Source organism: Limnobaculum eriocheiris (assembly GCF_021010575.1).
Lineage (GTDB): Bacteria > Pseudomonadota > Gammaproteobacteria > Enterobacterales > Enterobacteriaceae > Limnobaculum > Limnobaculum eriocheiris.
Genome location: NZ_JAJNAG010000030.1, coordinates 16,089 through 39,091 on the forward strand (window position 1 = coordinate 16,089; position 23,003 = coordinate 39,091).

Here is a 23,003-nt window from a genome sequence, read left to right on the forward strand (position 1 = left end):
TCCGTGTTTTTATAACGTTGTTCCACGCTTTTGGCCGGAAGATGCTAGGGATTATAACGTGATACCGAGGTTAATGTAGCCTGCGGATTAACCGCCTGAATAAACGCCAGTGTGGATGAACTTTTACTGCCATGATGGGGAGTTTGTAAAATATCACTGTTTAACTTATTGCCATAGTGTCTCACCAGACTCAGTTCCTGACTGCTTTCCAGATCACCGGTTAACAATACGCTGTATTTACCATCACTGATATGTAATACACAAGAGTTGGCATTATAAGCCCGCGTCGCTAAAACAGGAGGCCAAAGCACATTAAAGGTTAAATGATCCCATTGCCAGCTATCACCCTGCCGACAGCCTTTTTCTGATGAGACCACCGGCGCACGCAACCAGGCTTCAGGATAGGCTTTCTGTAATACCTCCAGGCCGCCAATATGGTCCAAATCCTGATGGCTGATAATAATGCCTAACAGCGATAAACGATGCCAGTTCAGAAATGGCAAAATCTCCTTTTCTGCCATAGAGCTACCATTCCAGCGATTACCGGTATCATAAATAATAGCCCGATCGCCCTGTCGAATAACCACAGCTAAACCATGCCCAACATCCAACATATCAATACGCCATTTCTCATCGGGCTTTTGCCAGAATGGCACCAGAAGAAGAATAAAAGTTATCCATGGCGTAAAAATTCCACAGCGCCATAATGAGAGGCGCCAGCAAATTATCAGCAGCCAACCTAATCCGCTAAGTAACAGCATGGTACTGGCAGATATCACCCATCCCTGTTGCAACCGTTCCAGAATGAACAACACCCCTGTTAATGAGTAATCCGCAATCCACCAAAACAACATCGCAAACGGTGGTAACCAGCAAAATAGAAGTCCCAATATGATTGCAGGAACGGTCACAAATGAAACCACAGGCACAGCAACAAGATTAGCGGGTAATGATGCCCAACTGACACCATGAAACATAAACAGTTGTACGGGTATCAATAAAACCATCATGGCTAGCTGTAGATTTAACCAACGCGCCAATGCCCGATAGCGAAAGGTGATCCAGTTAGGTAATGGAACCCATTGAAACCAGAAAATCAGCCCGGCAACCGCCAGACAAGATAACCATAGGCTGTCAGAAAGAATCATCAGCGGGTCGAATATTAATAACAGCGTGATGATGCGCAGCCAAACCTGCCACGGCGTCCAGTTAATTCCCTTGCCACGCAGCAACATCCAGAATGAGAGTGCTAAAAAGGCTCTTAATGCAGGAGGATTTGCTCCCGATAGCCAGACATAAAGCGCGGCGGTAATCCACCCAATCAGCACAGGAAACCAAAGGCCTATATAGCGATGGCGGAAAAAGTACTGCACACCTCTGGCTGAAAGCCACCCCATCAAAGCAGCTAAAGAAATATGCAGACCTGATATAGCCATTAAGTGAGCGGTCCCTGTTTGCAAAAACAAGGCTCTTCGCTCTGTATGCATCCCTCCACGTTCACCAAACGCAAGGGCAAAAATGATATCTCCGGTGGCTAAAGGCGTTATTGCCTGTTGCACCTGATTCATTAATCTTTGTCGGATATCTATCGATTCATCGATGACTTTGGCTGATTTGACCTGCCCAACCAACGGTTGATGAATAGCTATTGCCCTGCGTTGCTGGTCATATCCACCCTGATTTAAACGGCTGTGGGCCACTCTGAATAGCAAATTTAGTTGCCACTGCTGTCCTGCCGCCATCTGCCCTGAAATACCCCGATCGGCTACCGAAAAGTGAAGGGTTAAAATGAAATATTCTGTCCATAATAATGGCTGACCATCAATCTTTTTCACCTGCAATAATACGGTTTTCAGCCCTTTTACGTCAGTACTGGCGTTAACCACCCGCCCCTGAACCTGAGCGGTACGACCTGCATAATTATCAATTTGATGATAAATCCCCTGAGCGTACAGCGTACTCCATAAAAAACTGAGTAATATAATAGACAACAGCTTTAACTTTATTCCGTGAAATCCGGCACACAACAAAGCAATCGCCGCAACCCACCACCAAATCATGGGAGAAGGAAGTTGTGGAAGAAATAGCAAAGGTAGAATTCCGCTAATCACCGCACATGAAATGAGATCGATTGAGAGTGCTGAACGCAAAATAGAGATCCTTGAATAACACCGGATACGGCTTTGTTATTCTGTTTTATAAATGGATATCTATTACACAGCCAATGGAGAGGAACAAAACATCGAACCGGAAGGCAATATTTTCTCTATCTTGCCAGCGGTTACATGGATATTACGAGGCAGGTCGAATTTTTCCGCTGGTTTAAACCTGTCAGCCAATAAAAAATCCGGAGCAGATTAACTGGTCCGGATTTTACAATTAAGTCAAACAGACAACGATTTACGGATTATTAACCGTAAATATTCGCACGATCGCGTAACTCTTTACCTGGTTTGAAGTGTGGAACATATTTGCTTTCCAGCTCCACTTTCTCACCCGTTTTTGGGTTACGTCCAACACGCGGGGCACGGTAGTGAAGAGAAAAACTGCCAAACCCACGGATCTCAATGCGTTCACCACCGGCTAAAGTTACTGCCATATGTTCAAGCATTTCTTTTACTGCATCTTCAACGGATTTCGTTGGTAAATGAGTGTGTCTACTAGCGAGTCTTTCTATAAGTTCAGACTTGGTCATCGTTCCTCCAAGCTTATCAGCTCAACTACCGAAGGGGCAGCATTGCTGCCCCTCGCCATTATTCGCCTTTAGCTGCTTTAAATGCTTCAGCCATAGCGTTAGAGAATCCACCTTCTTCTTGCTTAGCACTGTTAGTGTTATTAACAGTAGCAACGGCTTCTTTCTCATCAGCTTCATCTTTAGCACGCACAGACAGGCTGATTACACGGTTTTTACGATCAACACCGGTGTATTTAGCTTCTACTTCATCACCAACGCTCAGAACCGTCGTTGCATCTTCAACACGATCACGGCTTGCATCAGAAGCACGCAGGTAACCTTCAACGCCACCCGCTAATTCAACTGTAGCACCTTTTGCGTCAACTGCTGTTACTTTCCCTTTAACAATAGCACCTTTCTTATTGTTAGCCAGGTAGTTGTTAAATGGATCTTCAGCTAATTGCTTAACGCCTAAGGAGATACGCTCACGCTCTGCATCAACTTGCAGAACTACAGCGGCGATTTCGTCACCTTTCTTATAGTCACGAACCGCTTCTTCTCCGGCAACGTTCCAGGAGATGTCAGACAGGTGAACCAGACCATCAATACCGCCGTCTAAGCCGATGAAGATACCGAAGTCAGTGATTGACTTGATCTTACCTTCAACACGCTCACCCTTATTATGGGTTTCTGCGAATTGCTGCCATGGGTTAATTTTGCACTGCTTCAGACCCAGGGAGATACGACGACGTTCTTCGTCGATATCCAGAACCATAACTTCAACCACATCGCCCACGTTAACAACTTTAGATGGGTGAATGTTTTTGTTGGTCCAATCCATTTCTGAAACGTGTACCAGACCTTCAACGCCCTCTTCGATTTCAACGAAGCAGCCATAATCAGTCAGGTTGGTTACACGGCCAGTCAGCTTAGTACCTTCAGGGTAACGCTTAGCGATAGCTACCCACGGATCTTCGCCTAACTGCTTCAGCCCCAGTGAAACACGGGTACGATCGCGGTCGAACTTAAGAACTTTAACCAGGATTTCATCACCAACATTAACGATTTCGCTAGGATGCTTAACGCGTTTCCATGCCATATCAGTAATGTGTAACAGGCCGTCAACGCCGCCCAGATCAACGAATGCACCGTAGTCAGTAAGGTTCTTAACGATACCTTTAACTTCCATGCCTTCTTGCAGGTTTTCCAGCAGTTGATCGCGCTCTGCACTGTTTTCTGATTCGATTACAGCACGGCGAGAAACAACAACGTTGTTACGTTTTTGGTCAAGTTTGATAACCTTGAACTCAAGCTCTTTGCCCTCTAAATGCAGCGTGTCACGAACAGGACGAACGTCTACCAGTGAACCTGGTAAGAACGCACGAATGCCGTTAAGCTCAACGGTAAATCCACCTTTGACCTTGCCATTGATAATACCAATAACAGTTGCAGCTTCTTCAGAAGCTTTTTCCAGCGTGATCCAAGCTTCATGACGCTTAGCTTTCTCACGAGACAGCAGGGTTTCACCGAAACCATCTTCGATAGCATCCAGCGCTACGTCTACTTCGTCACCAACCTGGATTTCCAGTTCGCCCTGAGCGTTTTTAAACTGTTCTACTGGGATTGCAGACTCTGATTTCAGACCCGCATCAACCAGAACAACGTCTTTATCAATAGCAACAACAACGCCACGTACAATGGAACCCGGACGGGTTTCAATTTCATTCAGGGATTCTTCAAAGAGTTGAGCAAAAGATTCAGTCATGTTATTAATCTTCAGGATTCTTAAATTTAACGTCCATCTGACATCCGGCCCGATGGGGTTGTTATACATACCCTGCTTACGTCCATGCAACAGAGTTATTCACAAAAAGTCCACTGCCTAAAAAATAAGCACCGGACATGAATTATTTTAGCACACTTTGCACATAAGCTAATGCGTGATCGATCACTTCATCAACACTCATATGAGTGGAATCCATCATCAATGCGTCGGCCGCCGGGACAAGGGGTGCAACTGCCCGATTACGATCCCGGTAATCCCGTTCCTGTATCTCAGACAAAAGACGTTCGAATTTAACACACTGCCCCTTTTCCTGCAACTGTAGCATGCGCCTTCTGGCTCTCTCTTCCGCGCTGGCGTCGAGAAAAATTTTCACCGGTGCATCAGGGAAAACAATGGTTCCCATATCGCGGCCATCGGCAATCAGCCCCGGCGCCTCTCGAAATGCCCGCTGGCGGCGTAACAGTGCTTCTCTGACTCGTGGAAATGCCGCCACTTGAGAAGCCGCATTTCCGACTGTCTCATTGCGAATTTCATTAGTTACCGTTTCACCTTCAAGAATCACCTGCAACTGATTCTGTTGAGAAATGAAACGAACATCCAGATGAATAGCCAGAGGAACCAGCGCCTCTTCTGAGGCCAGATCCACTTCATGATGCAGTGCTGCTAATGCCAAAACGCGATAAATAGCACCCGAATCCAGTAAATGCCAACCCAGTTTTTCAGCCAAAGCCTGACAGAGTGTTCCTTTTCCCACTCCGCTTGGGCCGTCAACGGTTATTACCGGCACAACTGCTGTCATATCGAGCTCCTCTAAACCAGAAAATCATAATGTGCTTCCATGAAGCATATCCCGTGATTATACGCATCATCGCCATCAACTGACAGAATATGTATTAACCTGAATCGTATGCAAAAAGAACAACACTTTAGATTTCAATAAGAAAATGACTTAAAAAGATGGGGAAAAGTCGATTTATTAGCAGAATACCAGGGAGGTCTTCTGCCTGAATCAGACAGATAGGGAAGAAGTGATACAGGCGGTTAAACCCGTATCACTTAAAACAGCAAAATTATGCCAACTGGCTTAAACGCGCAAACTGCTTAAAATAATCCGGAAACGTTTTGGCCGTACATTTTGGATCCAGAATAGTCACCGGCGTATCGGACAACGCCACCAGTGAAAAACACATCGCCATACGGTGATCGTTATAAGTTTCAATTTCCGCATGCTTTAGCTGTGCAGGCGGAACGACTCGAATGTAATCCTCCCCCTCTTCAACTTCGGCGCCGACTTTTCTCAACTCAGTTGCCATTGCGCTCAGGCGGTCGGTCTCTTTCACACGCCAGTTATAGATATTACGAATGCGGGTCTCCCCTTTAGCAAACAGTGCCGTGGTGGCAATAGTCATCGCCGCATCGGGAATATGATTCATATCCATATCAATACCGTTCAACACACCGTGCTGACATTCAATAAAATCATCACCCCAGATGACATTAGCCCCCATAGCTTCCAACACATCAGCAAAGCGAATATCACCCTGAACACTGTTTTTACCAATGCCCGTAACGCGTACACTACCACCTCTAATTGCTGCTGCTGCAAGGAAGTAGGATGCTGAAGAGGCATCACCTTCAACCAGATATTGTTCCACTGCACGATACTGTTGCTGCCCTTTAATGTGGAAAACCTGATAGTTGTCATGGCTCACGTCAACACCAAAATCGCGCATCATATGCAGCGTAATCTCAATATAAGGCTTTGAAACTAAATCACCTTTAATCGTAATATGGGTGTCCTGTGCCGCCAGCGGTGCCGCCATCAGTAAGGCTGTCAGAAATTGGCTGGATACTGAACCATCGACAGAGATATTCCCCCCCTGAAATCCACCACGCAGGCGTAGCGGCGGGTAATTTTGCTGCTCAAGATAATCAATCTGCGCACCGCCCTGGCGTAGTGAATCCACCAGATGGCCAATCGGACGTTCTTTCATTCGAGGCTCACCGGTTAAAATATTATCGCCCAGCCCCAGACTTAATGCCGCAGCCAGTGGACGCATTGCCGTACCGGCATTACCCAAAAATATCTCCAGCGGACTATGGGTCTTTAGGGAGCCAGCCACACCCTCGATATCACAAATGGTATGGCAATCAGATAACTGATAATGAACACCCAGCGCTTTTAATGCGTTAAGCATATGGCGAACGTCATCACTGTCTAACAGGTTAGTCAGTCGGGTTTTTCCCTGTGCCATTGCAGCTAAGAGTAATGCCCGATTAGAAACACTTTTTGAACCGGGTAAATTAATGGTTCCATTAAATTTCGCAATGGGTTGTAGGGTTAACGATTCCAGCATGGGTAAATGTTCTCTTGTTATCTGTTTTAAATATTCAAATCGGTAGAAATTAATTTACAGCTATCGTCAGTCTTTCAGCGAAAGTTCCGCTGCACGAACCGCATGTATCTCTGCGGTGTCATATAAAGGTACGGAGGCATCTTTAGCGCCAACCAATAGGCCAATTTCGGTGCAACCCAGAATAATTCCCTGAGCGCCCTTATCCGCCAGCTGCTGCATAATTCGGCTAAACTGTTGACGAGATTCAGCGTCAATCTTGCCCAGGCAAAGCTCCTGATAAATAACGCGATGCACAATTTTACGATCTGCTTCATCAGGTACGATGACCTCAATACCATGCTGGTTACTGAGTCGTCCCTTATAAAAATCTTGTTCCATAGTAAAACGAGTGCCCAACAGGCCCACTTTATTAATACCATCTTGCAGAATAACCTCTGCTGTGGCATCCGCAATATGACAAACAGGAACCGCAACCGCCTTCTCTACTGTCTCATACACTTTGTGCATAGTATTGGTACAGATAACCAGAAAATCAGCTCCCGCACCTTCAAGCTTACGCGCCGCCTGGGCCAGATGTTCACCCGCGGCAGCCCAATCGCCCTGATGCTGCAACTGCTCGATCTCCTGAAAATCAACGCTTAACAGTACAATTTTAGCCGAATGCAGACCGCCAAGGTGGTGGCGAATAGTTTCGTTTATATGACGATAATAAGGAATGGTCGATTCCCAACTCATACCGCCGATAAGCCCTATCGTTTTCATTGGGTTAGCTCTCAATTATTACAAATCTTTGTCAGATGATCGTATGGTTACACAATAATCCACCATCGGCAGACGACATTGATAGTCTGCCGATGATCTATAACGATTTGAATTTATACCATCATAAACAAATGATAATTAACCGTGGCGACGCTCAAAATCCGCCATAAACTGAGTTAATGCCTGAACACCGGCCAGCGGCATGGCATTATAGATGGATGCACGCATTCCCCCCAGAACCCGATGCCCTTTCAGTGCGTGTAAACCTGCAATCTGAGCCTCTTCCAGGAATACTTTATCTAACGCGCCATCCGCCAGTTGGAATGGAACGTTCATCCAGGAACGGTTGGGGATAGCGACACCATTACGATAGAAATCACTGTTATCAATAAAGCTATACAGGTGTGACGCTTTCTCTTCGTTACGGCGAGCCATCTCCGTCAATCCACCCTGAGCTTTTAACCACTTAAATACCAACCCTGACAGGTACCAGGCAAAGGTTGGTGGTGTGTTGAACATCGAGTCATACTCATTTAATACGGTAAAATCAAGAATAGACGGAGTCTCTTTACGGGCTTTTCCCAGCAGATCTTCACGTATGATGATCACCGTAATACCTGCCGGTCCAATATTCTTTTGTGCCCCGGCATAAATCACACCATAACGGCTAACGTCAATTGGGCGGGATAAGATAGTTGAGGAGAGATCCGCTACAACCACTCTATCACCAAAATCTGGTTGCTCATCAATAGCAATGCCATCAATCGTCTCATTTGGGCAAAAATGAACATAGGCAGATTTATCACTCAGCGCCCAATCCTTCATGGGTTTAATGGCTGACAGGCCATCGATTTGAGTCTTTGCATCAAACACGTTTGGCGTACAGTATTTTTCCGCTTCCTGAACGGCACTGTGGGCCCAATAGCCACCATCAATGTAATCAGCCTGAGTGGCATTTCCTAATAAATTTAAGGGAATAGCCGCAAATTGTGCTCGTGCTCCACCATGACTAAACAGCACTTTATAATTATCAGGAATTTTCATCAGATCGCGCAAATCACGCTCCGCCGTTTCGGCTACCTGAATAAACTCTTTGCTGCGGTGGCTAATTTCCATGACTGATGTGCCGAGCCCCTGCCAATCACAAAGTTCTTGCTGTGCCTGACGTAACACTTCAACCGGTAACATTGCCGGCCCTGCACTAAAATTAAATACCTGTGCCATTTACTTCACCGCCCTGATAGAGATTAAGGATTAGTTTTTTAGAAATAGGATTATCGGTTTTATCATTCACTTAGTTTTGCTGCAATGCTTTATGCATCAGTTCTGATTAATTTTTCAGACTGAACGTGATAAGCCCTGTTATCAACAGCAGAAAAGTATGTTGTATATAGCAAGAAAAGCGAATGAATTAACCAAAAGCCGCGGTTGGTTGACGATATTCATCGACATTAGCGGTGAAACAACAAATATTTCGGTCATCTGCAGAAAGAAAAAAGAGCGGATACCTTTTATCCATCAGATATCCGCTATCACTAAGTGCTAAGTATTAAAACTTATCTATTAATACTCATTAAACATTTTCTGAATTTCAGCCGGGTCTTGTGTTTTGGTTAATGCCAACTGCAACAGTACCCGCGCTTTTTGCGGATTCAGCGTACCGGATGCAACAAAACCATACTTAACATCATCAATTTCTGCATCCTGAGTGGTAGAGCCGGTCGGTACTCGTGAAGAACGAACCACTACCGCCCCCTGCTCTCTGGCATTAACCAGCGCATCAAAAACTGTCTTATATAGGTTACCGTTACCCACACCTGCGGTAACAATACCTTTAGTCCCATCGGCCAGTAGTGCTTTAACCGGTGCGGCCGACGCATTAGCATAACCATATATAATGTCGACTTTTGGCAGCTCAGTCAGTTTACTTACGTCAAACGGAGCCTTTGGCGCATGAGCACGCGTTGGCATCCGCTGATAATCGACCTTGCCATTATGAATATATCCCAGTGGGCCATAGTTAACCGCCTGGAAAGTCTGAACGCCCGTAGTACTGGTTTTAGTGACATCCCGACCGCCAAGAACCACATCATTCATCGCAACCAGCACCCCACGGCCCGCAGAGTTTTTATCTGAAGCAACTACCACGGCATTATAAAGATTGAATGGACCATCGGCACTCATTGCCGTAGCCGGCCGCATTGCACCAACCATCACCACCGGTTTATTACATTTTACTGTCAGGTTAAGGAAGTAAGAGGTTTCCTCCATCGTATCGGTACCGTGAGTAATCACAAAACCATCACTACTGTCACAACGTTCATTGATAGTCTTAGCCAGCTTAAGCCAGACTTCATCACTCATATCCTGTGAACCAATATTAACAATCTGTTCGCCTTTAATATCAGCAATCTCTTTTAACTGTGGAACCGCATCAACCAAACGCTCCACGCCAAACTGCCCGGAAACATAATTGGATTGTGTTTCTGAAACACCTCCGCCAGCAATGGTTCCTCCCGTTGCCAGAACGGTGATGGAGGGTAATTTTGCTAACGCAGGTACGGTGAGACAACAAAACAAAGCACCAAGAGCAGTCTTGTTAAACACTGACATACTAAATCTCCTATCTTCATTATTCTTAAAGTAAAAATCAGGATGAGTTATTAATACGTTTTAAATAGCCAATAATTGAGGTAGCAGCAACAATCGCAATATGTCTGAAATTAATCACTTGCGTAAAAAATTATAACCTTGCGTAATTAAATTTTGACGCCCGAAAAGCAATTAGCATTCTGAAACTCACTGTATTATCAGGGTATTTGATTTTTTTTCTGTGACACTCCCCCGAGAACCAACATTTCCTGAATTCAGGAAACTCATTAATTATTGCATCACACACTATGGAGCTATGGTCAAAAAAACCGTATGATGCCGGACGGTTAAACTGACAAAACAGAAATGGATAACTTCATTAAAATCAAGAGCCTGAATATCAATGCAAACAATCACTCCCACGACTACACAAACATTTATCCCCGGTAAAGATGCAGCACTGGAAGACTCCATCTCTCGTTTTCAGCAAAAGCTGACCCAATTGGGATTTAATATAGAAGAAGCATCCTGGCTTAACCCGGTTCCAAATGTTTGGTCGGTACATATACGTGATAAGGATTGTCCACTCTGCTTTACCAACGGAAAAGGCGCGACCCGGAAAGCCGCTTTGGCTTCTGCGTTGGGTGAATACTTTGAACGCTTATCCACTAACTACTTTTTTGCCGATTTTTATTTAGGCAAAACCATTGCTGAAGGTGATTTTGTTCACTATCCCAATGAAAAATGGTTTCCCATTTCGCAGGACAACAGCTTACCCAAAGGCATTTTAGATCCACATCTGCATGCTTTCTACGATCCTGACCAAAGCCTGACGGCTACCGAGTTGGTTGATTTGCAGTCAGGGAATGTTGAACGAGGCATTTGTACGCTTCCTTTTGTTCGCCAATCGGATCTGGAAACGGTTTACATTCCGATGAATATTATCGGCAACCTTTATGTTTCTAACGGTATGTCTGCCGGTAATAACCGTAATGAAGCCCGCGTGCAGGCACTGTCGGAAATTTTTGAGCGTTTTGTAAAAAACCGCATTATTGCTGAAGCTATTAGCCTGCCAGAAATTCCACAGGCGATGATTAATCTTTACCCACCGGTAAAAGAAGCAATAGCAACTCTTGAAGCTGAAGGTTTCCCAATATTCGCTTATGACGCCTCTTTGGGTGGTCAATACCCTGTCATCTGCGTTGTACTGTTTAATCCAACCAATGGAACCTGTTTTGCTTCATTTGGTGCCCACCCGGACTTTGGTGTTGCTCTGGAACGTACCGTGACAGAACTGCTACAGGGCCGCAGCCTGAAAGATCTGGACGTATTCAATGCACCCACCTTTGATAATGAAGAAGTGGGTGAATACGCCAATCTGGAAACCCACTTTATTGATTCCAGCGGTTTAATTTCCTGGGATCTGTTTAAACAGCAGGCCGACTATGAATTTGTTGGTTGGGACTTCAGTGGCACCTCTGAAGAAGAGTTTGCCACCATGATGGCTATCTTTAATCAAGAAGAAGTGGAAGTCTATATCGCTGATTACACCCATTTAGGCGTTGATGCCTGCCGGATTCTGGCACCGGGTATGTCCGATATCTATCCTGCTGAAGATCTGGTGTTAGCCAATAACAATATGGGGCAGCACCTAAGAGATACTATTTTAAGTCTGCCTTCCAGCCAGTGGCAGCCAGAAGAGTATCTGGCCCTGATTGAACAATTGGATCAGGAAGGTCTGGATGACTTTGTGCGCGTGCGTGAACTACTTGGGATGGCGACCGGCTCGAATAATGTCTGGAGTAGCTTGCGTATCGGCGAACTTAAATCGATGCTGGCACTTGCTGGTGGTGATTTGGATCAGGCCCTAAGCTGGGTGGAATGGACTCAGGAATTCAACGCATCATTATTTAGCCAAGAACGCCGTAACTACTACCGCTGCCTGCAAACCCTGTTATTAATGCAAGTGGATGCGGAGGAACGGGATCCGGCACAATACAATCAGGCATTTAGCCGTATGTATGGTGAAGATACCGTAGCAACGGTCTGGAGCAATATTCGTGGAAAACAACGCTTTTATGGAATTTTTGATGTAGATCAAAATTTAACTCAACTGCCTACACACGGCTCTTTGCTGGAAGCATATAACAAATTACAGGCGGCTAAACGGCTGTCTTAATTAAATGACCAAATAACAAGACTTTTTATAAAAAATAGAGAGTCTTGTTAGCATCTTTTTTAGAAGTAAAATAATAAGAATTAATGTTAAATAAAAGTAAAAATATATAATTAATAAGTTTTAATTAAATACATTATTTATAATTTATTAACAGAGTCTGATATCGTTTCAGTGATTACTTAAAATTATTTTGCAAACATTAAAAAAGTTTTTATTTAAATTAATCAATAAGATACTGATAAAAAATACGTTTTCACGTCCTTTTTTACATTTATTCATTTTACTCATCATGATCAGTATCAAATTTTGCAGTATACTGCTTTGTTAGTATCACCAAGCAATTTAGTCTTCAGTCTTTATTTAGGCGCAGAGATATTATTAAGTGAAAACAGATAATCCTATCGCAGCATTATCACCCGCCGCCATGGCTCAGGTTGCCGAGAATGCGGGAATATATAAAGCTACAAAACATCCGGCTATTACATTCTGCTCAGCAATATTAGCTGGCGCATTTATTTCCATCGCATTTGTCTTCTATATTACTGCTACCACCGGAACAGCCAATGTTCCTTTTGGCATGGCTAAATTTTTAGGCGGCGTCTGTTTCTCTTTAGGTTTAATGTTAGTTGTCGCCTGCGGCACTGACCTTTTCACCTCAACAGTATTGACCTGTATTGCAAAAGCAACCAATCATATTACCTGGGGTCAAATGTTCCGTAACTGGATCAATGTTTATTTAGGCAATCTGGTCGGTGCGTTGTTCTTTGTTGCTATTATATTTATGGCAGGCCAAATCACTGCCGCTAACGGGCTTTGGGGGTTAAATGTGCTCCAAACGGCTAACCATAAACTACATCATACCTTTGTAGAAGCGGTTGCTCTTGGTACACTGGCTAACCTGATGGTTTGTTTAGCGGTATGGATGAGTTACGCCGGACGCAGTTTAACCGACAAAATGCTGGTAATGATCCTTCCGGTAGCGATGTTTGTTGCCAGCGGTTTTGAGCACAGCATCGCAAACATGTTTATGATTCCAATGGGGATCGTAATTAAGAATTTTGCATCTCCTGAGTTCTGGCACATGATTAACGCCACTCCGGAGCAATTTCCAAGCCTGACTGTTAGTAACTTTGTTATAGACAACTTAATCCCCGTGACAATCGGTAATATCATCGGTGGATTAATGGTAGGTTTGCCTTTTTGGGCAATGTATTTACGTGGTGGGAAGCACTAGTTCGACGCTTCCTTCAATAAAAGGTTAATCCAATTTCCTTAGAATACGAAAGGTAGGTAAAAAATGACCGAGCTTAACCAAAAGTTTGTCAAAGCGTGGGAAGGATTTAAAGAAGGCGACTGGAAACATAACGTTGACGTTCGTGACTTTATCCAAAAAAACTACACCCCATATGAAGGTGATGAATCTTTCCTGGCTGGCGCAACTGATGCGACTGACAAGCTATGGGACAAAGTGATGGAAGGCATCAAAATCGAGAACCGCACTCATGCGCCGGTCGATTTTGACACTGATATCGCTTCAACCATTACCTCTCATGATGCGGGTTATATCAGCAAAGAATTAGAAACTATCGTTGGTTTACAAACCGACGCTCCATTAAAGCGCGCCATCATCCCATTTGGCGGCATTAAAATGGTTGAAGGTTCTTGTCAGGTTTATGGTCGTGAGCTCGATCCAAGCCTGAAAAAAATCTTCACCGAATATCGTAAAACTCACAACCAGGGCGTTTTCGATGTTTATACCAAAGACATCCTGAACTGCCGTAAATCCGGTGTGTTAACCGGTTTACCTGATGCTTATGGCCGTGGCCGTATCATCGGTGACTACCGTCGCGTAGCGGTCTATGGTATCGACTTCCTGATGGCTGACAAATACGCTCAATTCCAGTCTCTGCAAGAGAAAATGGAAAACGGTGAAGATTTAGAAATGACTATCCAACTGCGCGAAGAGATTGCTGAACAGCATCGTGCACTGGGTCAAATGAAAGAAATGGCAGCGAAATACGGTTTTGATATTTCTGCTCCGGCAACTAACGCTCGTGAAGCCGTTCAGTGGACTTACTTCGCCTATCTGGCAGCAGTAAAATCTCAAAACGGTGCTGCAATGTCCTTCGGTCGTGTATCAACGTTCCTTGACGTTTATATCGAACGTGACATGAAAAAAGGTCTAATCACTGAAACTGAAGCTCAAGAGCTGATCGACCATTTAGTTATGAAGCTGCGTATGGTTCGTTTCCTGCGTACTCCTGAATATGATGAGTTGTTCTCTGGTGACCCAATTTGGGCAACAGAATCTCTGGCTGGTATGGGTGTTGATGGCCGTACTCTGGTGTCTAAAACCAGTTTCCGTTTCCTGAACACGCTGTACACCATGGGCCCTTCTCCGGAACCAAACATGACCATCCTGTGGTCAGAGAAGTTACCAATCGCATTTAAAAAGTATGCGGCTAAAGTGTCTATCGATACCTCATCTGTGCAGTATGAGAACGATGACCTGATGCGTCCTGACTTTAACAACGATGACTATGCTATCGCTTGCTGCGTAAGCCCAATGATCGTTGGTAAACAAATGCAGTTCTTCGGTGCTCGTGCAAACCTGGCTAAAACCATGCTGTATGCTATTAACGGCGGTATGGATGAAAAAATGAAGATCCAGGTTGGTCCAAAAGAGTCACCAATGACCGATGCAGTACTGGATTACGATAAAGTAATGAACCGTTTAGATCACTTCATGGACTGGTTGGCAAAACAGTATGTGACCTCTCTGAACATCATTCACTATATGCATGATAAATACAGCTATGAAGCAGCCCTGATGGCTCTGCACGATCGTGACGTGGTTCGCACCATGGCATGTGGTATCGCGGGTCTGTCCGTTGCCGCTGACTCCCTGTCTGCTATCAAGTACGCAAAAGTTAAACCAATCCGTGATGAAGACGGTCTGGCAGTAGATTTTGAGATTGAAGGTGAATATCCACAGTTCGGTAACAACGACTCTCGTGTTGATGATATCGCTTGTGACCTGGTAGAACGTTTCATGAAGAAAATTCAGAAACTGCGTACCTATCGCCACGCAATCCCAACCCAGTCTGTTCTGACCATCACCTCTAACGTGGTATATGGTAAGAAAACCGGTAACACCCCAGATGGCCGTCGCGCTGGCGCACCATTCGGACCGGGTGCTAACCCAATGCACGGTCGTGACCAGAAAGGTGCTGTTGCCTCTCTGACTTCTGTTGCTAAACTGCCGTTTGCTTATGCAAAAGATGGTATTTCTTATACCTTCTCTATCGTTCCAAATGCGCTGGGTAAAGATGATGATGTTCGTAAAGCTAACCTTGCAGGCCTGATGGATGGTTACTTCCACCACGAAGCCAGCATCGAAGGTGGTCAACACCTTAACGTTAACGTTATGAACCGTGAAATGCTGTTAGATGCGATGGAACACCCTGAGAAATATCCTCAGTTAACCATTCGTGTATCTGGTTATGCAGTGCGTTTTAACTCACTGACTAAAGAACAGCAACAAGACGTTATTACCCGGACGTTTACTCAAACTATGTAATTTGCATTAGTTTGAAAATGCTCTGAAAATGAAGCCCTGCAATATTTTGCAGGGCTTTTTTCATTAACAATAAAAATACCGGCTTTAAAAGAAATCTTAACCAGAATGTCATAGAATAGAGGTTCAGCCAAAGCTACATACTAATTTGGTAGACTGAAAATCACTATTAGCAGATAGTCTGGTCAAAAACCTATTTAATGACAGAGACTGACTATCTCAGAAGCAAACACGTTGGGCCCTTTTGAGGGTCAATTTTGGAGTACATCGTAATGTCAGCAGTAAATGGTCGCATTCACTCATTTGAATCCTGCGGAACCGTGGACGGTCCGGGTATTCGTTTTATCGTCTTTTTTCAGGGTTGTCTGATGCGTTGTCTTTACTGTCACAACCGCGATACCTGGGATACCCATGGTGGTAAAGAAGTGACCGTTGACTCGCTGATGAAAGAGATTGTTACCTATCGCCACTTTATGAACGCTTCCGGTGGTGGTGTTACCGCATCGGGTGGTGAAGCCATTCTACAGGCTGAATTCGTTCGTGACTGGTTCAGAGCCTGTAAAAAGGAAGGGATCCACACTTGCCTGGATACTAATGGCTTTGTCCGCCGCTATGATGCAGTGATTGATGAGCTGTTGGATGTAACCGATCTGGTGATGCTGGATTTAAAACAGCTGGATGACAGCGTTCATCAAAATCTGGTGGGTGTCTCCAATCATCGCACCCTTGAATTTGCCCGTCATTTGGCCAAACGCAATCAGAAAACCTGGATCCGTTATGTGGTGGTTCCCGGCTGGTCTGATGATGAGAAATCTGCCCGGATGCTGGGTGAGTTTACGCAAAACATGACCAATATCGAAAAAATAGAGCTGCTCCCTTACCATGAGTTGGGTAAACACAAGTGGGTTGCCATGGGCGAAGAGTATGGTCTTGATGGGGTAAAACCACCGACTAAAGAGATTATGGATCGTGTTAAATCCATTCTTGAAGAGTATGGTCACAAGGTTATCTATTGATATTCACGCCCCTGCTTATGCTAAAAGCCCGCAATAAATTACGGGCTTTTTAAAAATTAAGAACACCTAAACTTTATTGCATCGCCAATGGATTACGATGGTGCTGCGCCCGGTTAAACAACATTATTAAGAATATCGCTGCCACCACCGCTATTACCACAAACAATAATCGGTCGGAATAGTGCTGCATTAATGTAGCCGTTAACGCCGGTCCTGCCAGACTTCCTATCGTATAGCTTAATAAAAGCGTCTGATTCATGGTTATCAGTTCACTGGTATCCACTTTTTCACATGCCCACGCCATTGCTACAGGATAAAGAGCAAAACCGGAAAAGCCCAAAATAAATAGGGCTGGAGCCAATGGATAACCACTGATAATCACCATTGAGCTGACAATAATAGCAAACACTTGAATGCGCAGAACAAACACTCTGCCATATCGTTCAACCAGTTTACCTGCCGGTAGCTGACCAACAATCCCTGCCCCCACTATCAGCGCAATCCAATAGCCAACACCAGCATCCCTGTAACCTGCATGAGAAAGATAGAGAGGTAACAGACCATATAACGAACCAATCACCACACCGGAAATGATACAGCCGATAATGCCTAACCGTGCATCACGGCGTTTCCACATTGACCATACGGAAAACTTTTTATTAGCATGTTCAGGCTTAGGAAAGCGGGCAAACAACAATGGCAAAATAGCCAACAATAGCAGAGCAATCACCCAGGGTAGTATCTCATTGAGGTTGGTTGGAATTACACTCAGGAGCAACTGCCCTATCAGGGTTCCCGCATAGTAAATAACCATATAGGCAGCAAGCAGAAGCCCACGAGTATTAATGGTTCCGCTACGTAATAATGCACTTTCTACCACGACCCAAATAACCGCACAGGCAATACCCGCCAACAGGCGCCACAGGCTCCAACTAACAAAGCCAACGGAAAACCCCAGCAATAACGCTGCTGCAATAAAAAGTGCACAGGAATAGTAATAGGTTCGGTTGAAACCAAAAGCGCTAATGCAGAACCCGGCTACCAGCGTCCCCAGCAGATTTCCGCCGAAATAAGACGAACCGACAATACCGACTTGCCAGGTAGTTAAAGATTCATGAATTAACCAGAGAGGAACCAGCGTATTCAGTACCGCCATTGATGTTGTAAATAACAACAGCCCGGCCAGCAGTAACAGCACGGGACGACTAAACGCAGACATTTTTATGCCAAAACAAGGGAAGGAAACACAGTGTTGCGCATCATCCCACCGCTATATTAAAAGTCAATTGGCAAAAAAATAGTTGTTACATATTTGTAGTGGTTAAAAATCATCACTTCTGAAAAATTATTTTTAATACAGCTAATTAGCATTTTTAAATATGCCGCTAACCATTAGTTTTTATTGTTATAAAAACGCATTGAATATAAGAGAAGGGAAATAACCATCAGAAGCATTAACGGCTCACCAAACTTAGTTGAGAGGCGTTAATGAAATATGACCGTGATAACAAGCCAGTTTACACTTTCCGCATCCGTTACAGCGAGCCTTGTCTATCGTTACCTGATTAAATGAATCAAAGGTTATCGCCTGCTGCGGACAACTCATCACACACAGACGGCAATAATTATCCATTCGCCCCAGACAACTGGTACCGACAATAGGTTTCAGACCGGTATCAGGCGTAATTTGAGACTCCAGCGCACCGGTTTGGCACACATCGGTACACTTATGGCAAAAATCGCAATCGGCATATTCGATTTGCAGCCCGGCCTTACCACCACTGATAGCGATAATTCCATAGGGACAGGCCGATACACACTCACCACAGCCACTACATAAGCGTAAAAATAATGATTCCGCAATTGCCTGCGGAGGACGACCTGTCTGACGAGCAATATCCTGATGTTCAATCGTTGCCTGAGTCTGCTGCCCGGCTTTGAAAAAGCCGCGTAGTAGACCCCGACGACTCACCGTATGGTGAGTCATCCAGGCTTTGTAGTATTTCTCATCACGACTATCAATAGCCATCAGAAAAACAGATCTTTACTGATTACAGAAACGTTCAGACGCTGTTGCCAGTGAGCTAAAGTAATGGAGGTTAACCGGGCAACTCCCTGATAAAAAGGGTGCTCCGCCCTCTCTTCCAGTAAAGCTAAAAAGCGTCCACTCCAGGGTAATACATGATCACTCAAGAGAATGTTCAATTGTTCAGGCTGATTTTCTGCTAACCATGCCGCCAGCATTAGCAGTAAACCGATATGATCTTCCGGTTCACGATGTTGCTGTTGAACTTCAATACCCACAGAGGCTTGCCACTGGCGCAAATCTAACGTTGAATTGCCAAACACCACACTTTCGCGATCCAGATAAACCGAACCCCATGGTGGCGCAGGTAATGCGTCCGGGCCAATAAATAAACGCTGATAGGCTTCATCCAGCGTCTGTCGATGCTCGGTATTTAATCCCGTATTAATCAATGCCGCAGCAGCCCGAATCTCGGTCATTGCGCCACAGGGCCATTCCTCTTGCCAGTTATCATTACCAAGCAATTCCAGCAGAGAAACAACTTCCGGCCGGTCTGGGGCATAATACAGTAGAGCACCCAGCATTCTGCCGGTTAACGAAACATCATCAAGATCGGCAAGGCCAGGTATAGCAGAAGAAGTCATAAATAACCTTTCAGTCAGTTGGAAACGCAATAAACAGCGCCCTTTCAGGCGCCGTTTATTGTATTACAGATTAACCACCGAAGGTCACACCAACGGTCATATGCAGATTATAGAATACTGCCCGGCCAATGATTTCACCGCAAACCACCAGAATGAAACCCGCTAACATGGCTGGAGTTCCCGGTTTATTGCCCTTAAGCATGGGATAGATCCACAGCCCCAGACCAATAGCGACCAGAACTAAACGCAGTGCCATCAATTGACCAAACTGTGGAACCAGCGCCATCGCAGAAGTCACCGTGCTGTGCATACCCGCCAGTTCAGTACCCTGCATTAATGCGGAACCAATGCTGACCAGAAACGCAATCACGCTTACCGCAGCCAACATTTTTCCGCTGCAATTGCAGTCACGGTTCTTCAGCAGACAACCCAGCAGTGGGCCCCCAATCAGTACCGTCAGGAAGAAGTTCAGCGTGGTATAGCCGTTATGCCAGGTTGGTACCGTATCGATCTGATATACGCGGCACATTGCATAAACAAAGGCTACACCGGCAATCATACCGATAATCAACCAGATTTTGCCCAAGGCCTGAGGCATTTTGCCCAGTATTGCAATTAGCCAGTAGAAACCGCCAATAGCAAAAAACGCCGAACCCAATGCAATCTCATTACTCAGGCCTGACTCACCGACACGATTTAATGAATTAAATGCGCGGACAATGGTTCCCAGATGCATTACTGAAGCAATAAAAGCAATGCCCATCAGAACCCAGATAAAGAACATGCCTTTATGAATCGACTTTCTCTGTTCTTCGGTTGTCTTATTACACAGAAGCGCCAGGCCTAAAACGATAAACCCACCGACCGCACACTGGCCCAGTACGGTGAATAACATCAACGGCCATTCATGCCATCCCAGTTCCATATTAAACCTCCTTCGGATTGGATAAATGACCGGTGGTGTCACCAACAGGACGACCACAGGCGTTAGGTTTCAGCACAATATTTGGCCGGGTATATTTTTCAGCCGGTAATGGTGCAATTTCAGCCAGATGACCATGCTTCTCACGCAGTTCATCAATTGGCCCAAAGTCCAGCGCACGTAAAGGGCAAGACTCTACGCAAATTGGCTTTTTACCCTCTTTTATCACCCGCTCATGGCAACCATCACACTTGGTCATATGGCCTTTAGCAGCGTTATATTACGGTGCGCCGTATGGACAGGCCATATGGCAATAACGACAGCCGATACAAACCTCTTCATTGACCAGTACAAAACCGTTTTCATCCTTATGCATTGCGCCACTTGGACAGACTTTAACGCAGGCAGGATCGCTACAGTGATTACAGGCGATGGACAAATAGTAGGCAAATACGTTCTGATTCCAGGTATCGCCATCTTTTTGCCAGTCGCCACCGGCATATTCATAAATGCGACGGAAACTGACATCCGGAGTTAAATCTTTATAGTCTTTACACGCCAGCTCGCAGGTTTTACAGCCCGTGCAACGACTTGAATCAATAAAAAAACCATATTGTGTTGTCATTGGCTGCTCCTTAAACTTTCGCAACTTCAACTAAGTTTGTATGCTGAGGATTACCTTTCGCCAGCGGTGAAGGTCGATGAGTGGTCAGTACGTTAATACTTCCCGCATGATCGACACCTTTGCCATCCGGCGTATACCAGGCACCCTCACCTAATGCAACAACACCCGGCATCATACGTGGTGTCACTTTGACGTTAATTTGAGTCTCGCCCCGATCGTTGAACATGCGGATCATGTCACCGTTTTTAATGCCGCGTTTCTGTGCATCAATTGGGTTCATCCATACTTCCTGACGGGCGGCTGCTTTCAACACATCAATATTGCCGTAAGTAGAGTGACAACGCGCTTTATAGTGGAATCCGATCAGTTGCAGTGGGTAAGTATCACGCATCGGATCGTCTGCCCCTTCAAAAGTAGAGACATGAATCGGCAGTGGTGAAATCACATCACCTTTCGGCAGTTCCCAGGTTTTAGCCATTTCAGCTAAACGCTCTGAATAAATCTCGATTTTGCCTGAAGGCGTACTTAATGGGTTAGCCTGTGGGTCATCACGGAATGATTTATAGGCAATAAAGTGCCCGGCTGGATCTTTACGTTTGATAATTCCCACTTTGCGGAACTCTTCAAACGTTGGCAGCAGAGGATCTTTCTCACAGGATTGCTGATACAGATGACGCAACCACTCTTCCTGAGTGCGGCCTTCAGTAAACTGAGATTCAACGCCCATACGTTTGGCAATCTCTGAGGTCATCTCATAGATAGAGCGGCACTCAAACTGAGGCTCAATCGCTTTATCAGCAAAAATGACATAGCCCATATTTCCTGATGAGGCATCCAGACAGAAATCCATCTGCTCTGAGGTAGTCAGATCTGGCAGTAAAATATCAGCACAACGGGCGCTGGCAGTCATGTGGTTTTCAATCACCACAATCATTTCACACTTAGTATCATCGCCAAGAATTTCCAACGTCTTATTAATATCTGAATGCTGGTTCAGCATGCTGTTACCGGCATAGTTCCAGATAAATTTAATGGGTTGTTTCAACTTGTCGGTACCACGTACACCATCACGGGTCGCGGTCATTTCCGGGCGCGCATAATTGCATCAGTCCACAGGAAGAAAGAGATACTGTCTTTGATTGGGTTTTCCAGCGTTGGAAAACGCACAAAAGGAATGGCGTAAGAGCCTTCACGCGCACCGGTGTTACCACCGGTAATACCCACATTACCGGTCAGACAGGCTAAAGCTGCTATTGAACGAGCAACCTGTTCACCATTAGCATGACGCTGAGGCCCCCAACCCTGACAAATATAGGCCGGTTTAGCCGTACCAATTTCACGAGCTAATTTAACGATACGGTCGGCTGGAATGGCGGTAATTTTAGATGCCCATTCCGGAGTTTTCGCAATGCCGTCATCCCCTTCACCCAGAATATAGGCTTTATAGTGACCATTGCGCGGAGCGCTTGCCGGTAATGTCTTCTCGTCATAACCGACGCAGTATTTATCCAGAAATGGCTGATCGACTAAATTTTCAGCGATCATTACATAAGCCAGCGCAGATACCAGTGCAGCATCGGTACCCGGTGTAATTGGGATCCACTCATCTTCACGCCCTGCTGCGGTATCACAATAGCGAGGGTCAATGATAATCATTCTGGCATTGGATTTTTCCCGTGCCTGTTCAAGCAGATAAGTAATACCACCGCCGCTCATGCGCTGAGGGATCCCCACAAAATCAGCGCTAATAAACCAACACCATACTCTGGTAGGTTTTGGCGAGATGATTAAGAACAGTACTGAGTACTGTTCGTCTTAAAATTAGCGGAGAGTGTCGCAAGAC

At 45.1% G+C, this 23,003-nt stretch carries 16 protein-coding genes and 2 pseudogenes; 4 read left to right on the top strand and 14 right to left on the bottom strand.

From position 1 onward, the window contains the following. Positions 1-44: 44 nt before the first annotated feature. From LPW36_RS12410 to ansB, 8 genes are all read right to left on the bottom strand, one after another. Entirely contained in the window at positions 45-2,150 is a 2,106-nt protein-coding gene (locus tag LPW36_RS12410) for a DNA internalization-related competence protein ComEC/Rec2 (protein WP_230610047.1), read from the bottom strand. Positions 2,151-2,410: 260 nt separating this feature from the next. Next, positions 2,411-2,695, bottom strand: a complete 285-nt coding sequence (ihfB, locus tag LPW36_RS12415; RefSeq protein WP_130590810.1) for an integration host factor subunit beta — start codon at positions 2,693-2,695, stop codon at positions 2,411-2,413. Positions 2,696-2,753: 58 nt separating this feature from the next. Next, the gene (gene rpsA, locus LPW36_RS12420) at positions 2,754-4,439 is read right to left on the bottom strand and encodes a 30S ribosomal protein S1 (protein ID WP_130590811.1); all 1,686 of its coding nucleotides are present in this window, start codon (positions 4,437-4,439) and stop codon (positions 2,754-2,756) included. A gap of 142 nt (positions 4,440-4,581) precedes the next feature. After that, positions 4,582-5,259, bottom strand: a complete 678-nt coding sequence (gene cmk, locus LPW36_RS12425) for a (d)CMP kinase (protein ID WP_230610049.1) — start codon at positions 5,257-5,259, stop codon at positions 4,582-4,584. Positions 5,260-5,530: 271 nt separating this feature from the next. Next, a complete protein-coding gene (gene aroA / locus LPW36_RS12430) occupies positions 5,531-6,817 on the bottom strand; it encodes a 3-phosphoshikimate 1-carboxyvinyltransferase (RefSeq protein WP_230610051.1) in 1,287 nt (428 codons plus the stop codon). Between the two features lie 66 nt (positions 6,818-6,883). Next, positions 6,884-7,579, bottom strand: coding sequence for an aspartate/glutamate racemase family protein (locus LPW36_RS12435; protein ID WP_230610053.1), 696 nt, complete (start codon positions 7,577-7,579; stop codon positions 6,884-6,886). A 138-nt stretch (positions 7,580-7,717) separates the two neighbouring features. Next, positions 7,718-8,803 carry a 3-phosphoserine/phosphohydroxythreonine transaminase gene (gene serC, locus LPW36_RS12440; RefSeq protein ID WP_230610055.1) on the bottom strand — a complete coding sequence of 362 codons (1,086 nt, stop codon included), beginning with the start codon at positions 8,801-8,803 and terminating at the stop codon, positions 7,718-7,720. 339 nt (positions 8,804-9,142) lie between these two features. Beyond that, positions 9,143-10,192: an L-asparaginase 2 gene (gene ansB / locus LPW36_RS12445; RefSeq protein ID WP_230610057.1), complete on the bottom strand. Its 1,050-nt coding sequence runs from the start codon at positions 10,190-10,192 to the stop codon at positions 9,143-9,145. A 382-nt stretch (positions 10,193-10,574) separates the two neighbouring features. Between ansB and ycaO the strand changes: the two genes are divergently transcribed. The 4 genes from ycaO to pflA all read left to right on the top strand — a co-directional run bounded on the left by ycaO (position 10,575) and on the right by pflA (position 16,943). Then, positions 10,575-12,350, top strand: a complete 1,776-nt coding sequence (gene ycaO / locus LPW36_RS12450; RefSeq protein ID WP_230610059.1) for a 30S ribosomal protein S12 methylthiotransferase accessory factor YcaO — start codon at positions 10,575-10,577, stop codon at positions 12,348-12,350. Positions 12,351-12,732: 382 nt separating this feature from the next. Continuing rightward, the gene (gene focA, locus LPW36_RS12455) at positions 12,733-13,584 is read left to right on the top strand and encodes a formate transporter FocA (protein WP_230610061.1); all 852 of its coding nucleotides are present in this window, start codon (positions 12,733-12,735) and stop codon (positions 13,582-13,584) included. Between the two features lie 63 nt (positions 13,585-13,647). Beyond that, positions 13,648-15,930, top strand: coding sequence for a formate C-acetyltransferase (gene pflB, locus LPW36_RS12460; protein ID WP_230610063.1), 2,283 nt, complete (start codon positions 13,648-13,650; stop codon positions 15,928-15,930). 269 nt (positions 15,931-16,199) lie between these two features. Beyond that, a complete protein-coding gene (pflA, locus tag LPW36_RS12465) occupies positions 16,200-16,943 on the top strand; it encodes a pyruvate formate lyase 1-activating protein (RefSeq protein ID WP_230610065.1) in 744 nt (247 codons plus the stop codon). Between the two features lie 73 nt (positions 16,944-17,016). Here the strand turns inward: pflA and LPW36_RS12470 are convergent, their stop codons facing one another. The 6 genes and pseudogenes from LPW36_RS12470 to LPW36_RS12495 all read right to left on the bottom strand — a co-directional run. After that, positions 17,017-18,162 (bottom strand): MFS transporter, encoded by a 1,146-nt coding sequence (locus tag LPW36_RS12470; RefSeq protein ID WP_230610067.1) that lies wholly within the window; start codon positions 18,160-18,162, stop codon positions 17,017-17,019. A gap of 252 nt (positions 18,163-18,414) precedes the next feature. Next, positions 18,415-18,972, bottom strand: a complete 558-nt coding sequence (gene napF, locus LPW36_RS12475; RefSeq protein ID WP_230610069.1) for a ferredoxin-type protein NapF — start codon at positions 18,970-18,972, stop codon at positions 18,415-18,417. After that, positions 18,972-19,613, bottom strand: a complete 642-nt coding sequence (gene dmsD / locus LPW36_RS12480; RefSeq protein ID WP_230610071.1) for a Tat proofreading chaperone DmsD — start codon at positions 19,611-19,613, stop codon at positions 18,972-18,974. Before dmsD ends, napF begins: the two co-directional genes overlap by 1 nt. 70 nt (positions 19,614-19,683) lie before the next feature. Further along, on the bottom strand, positions 19,684-20,538 hold the full coding sequence (locus LPW36_RS12485; protein ID WP_230610073.1) for a DmsC/YnfH family molybdoenzyme membrane anchor subunit: 855 nt from the start codon (positions 20,536-20,538) through the stop codon (positions 19,684-19,686). Between the two features lies 1 nt (position 20,539). Then, positions 20,540-21,160: pseudogene (locus tag LPW36_RS12490) on the bottom strand (DMSO/selenate family reductase complex B subunit). A gap of 10 nt (positions 21,161-21,170) precedes the next feature. After that, positions 21,171-22,879: pseudogene (locus LPW36_RS12495) on the bottom strand (DMSO/selenate family reductase complex A subunit); the annotation flags it as partial. Positions 22,880-23,003: the final 124 nt, after the last annotated feature.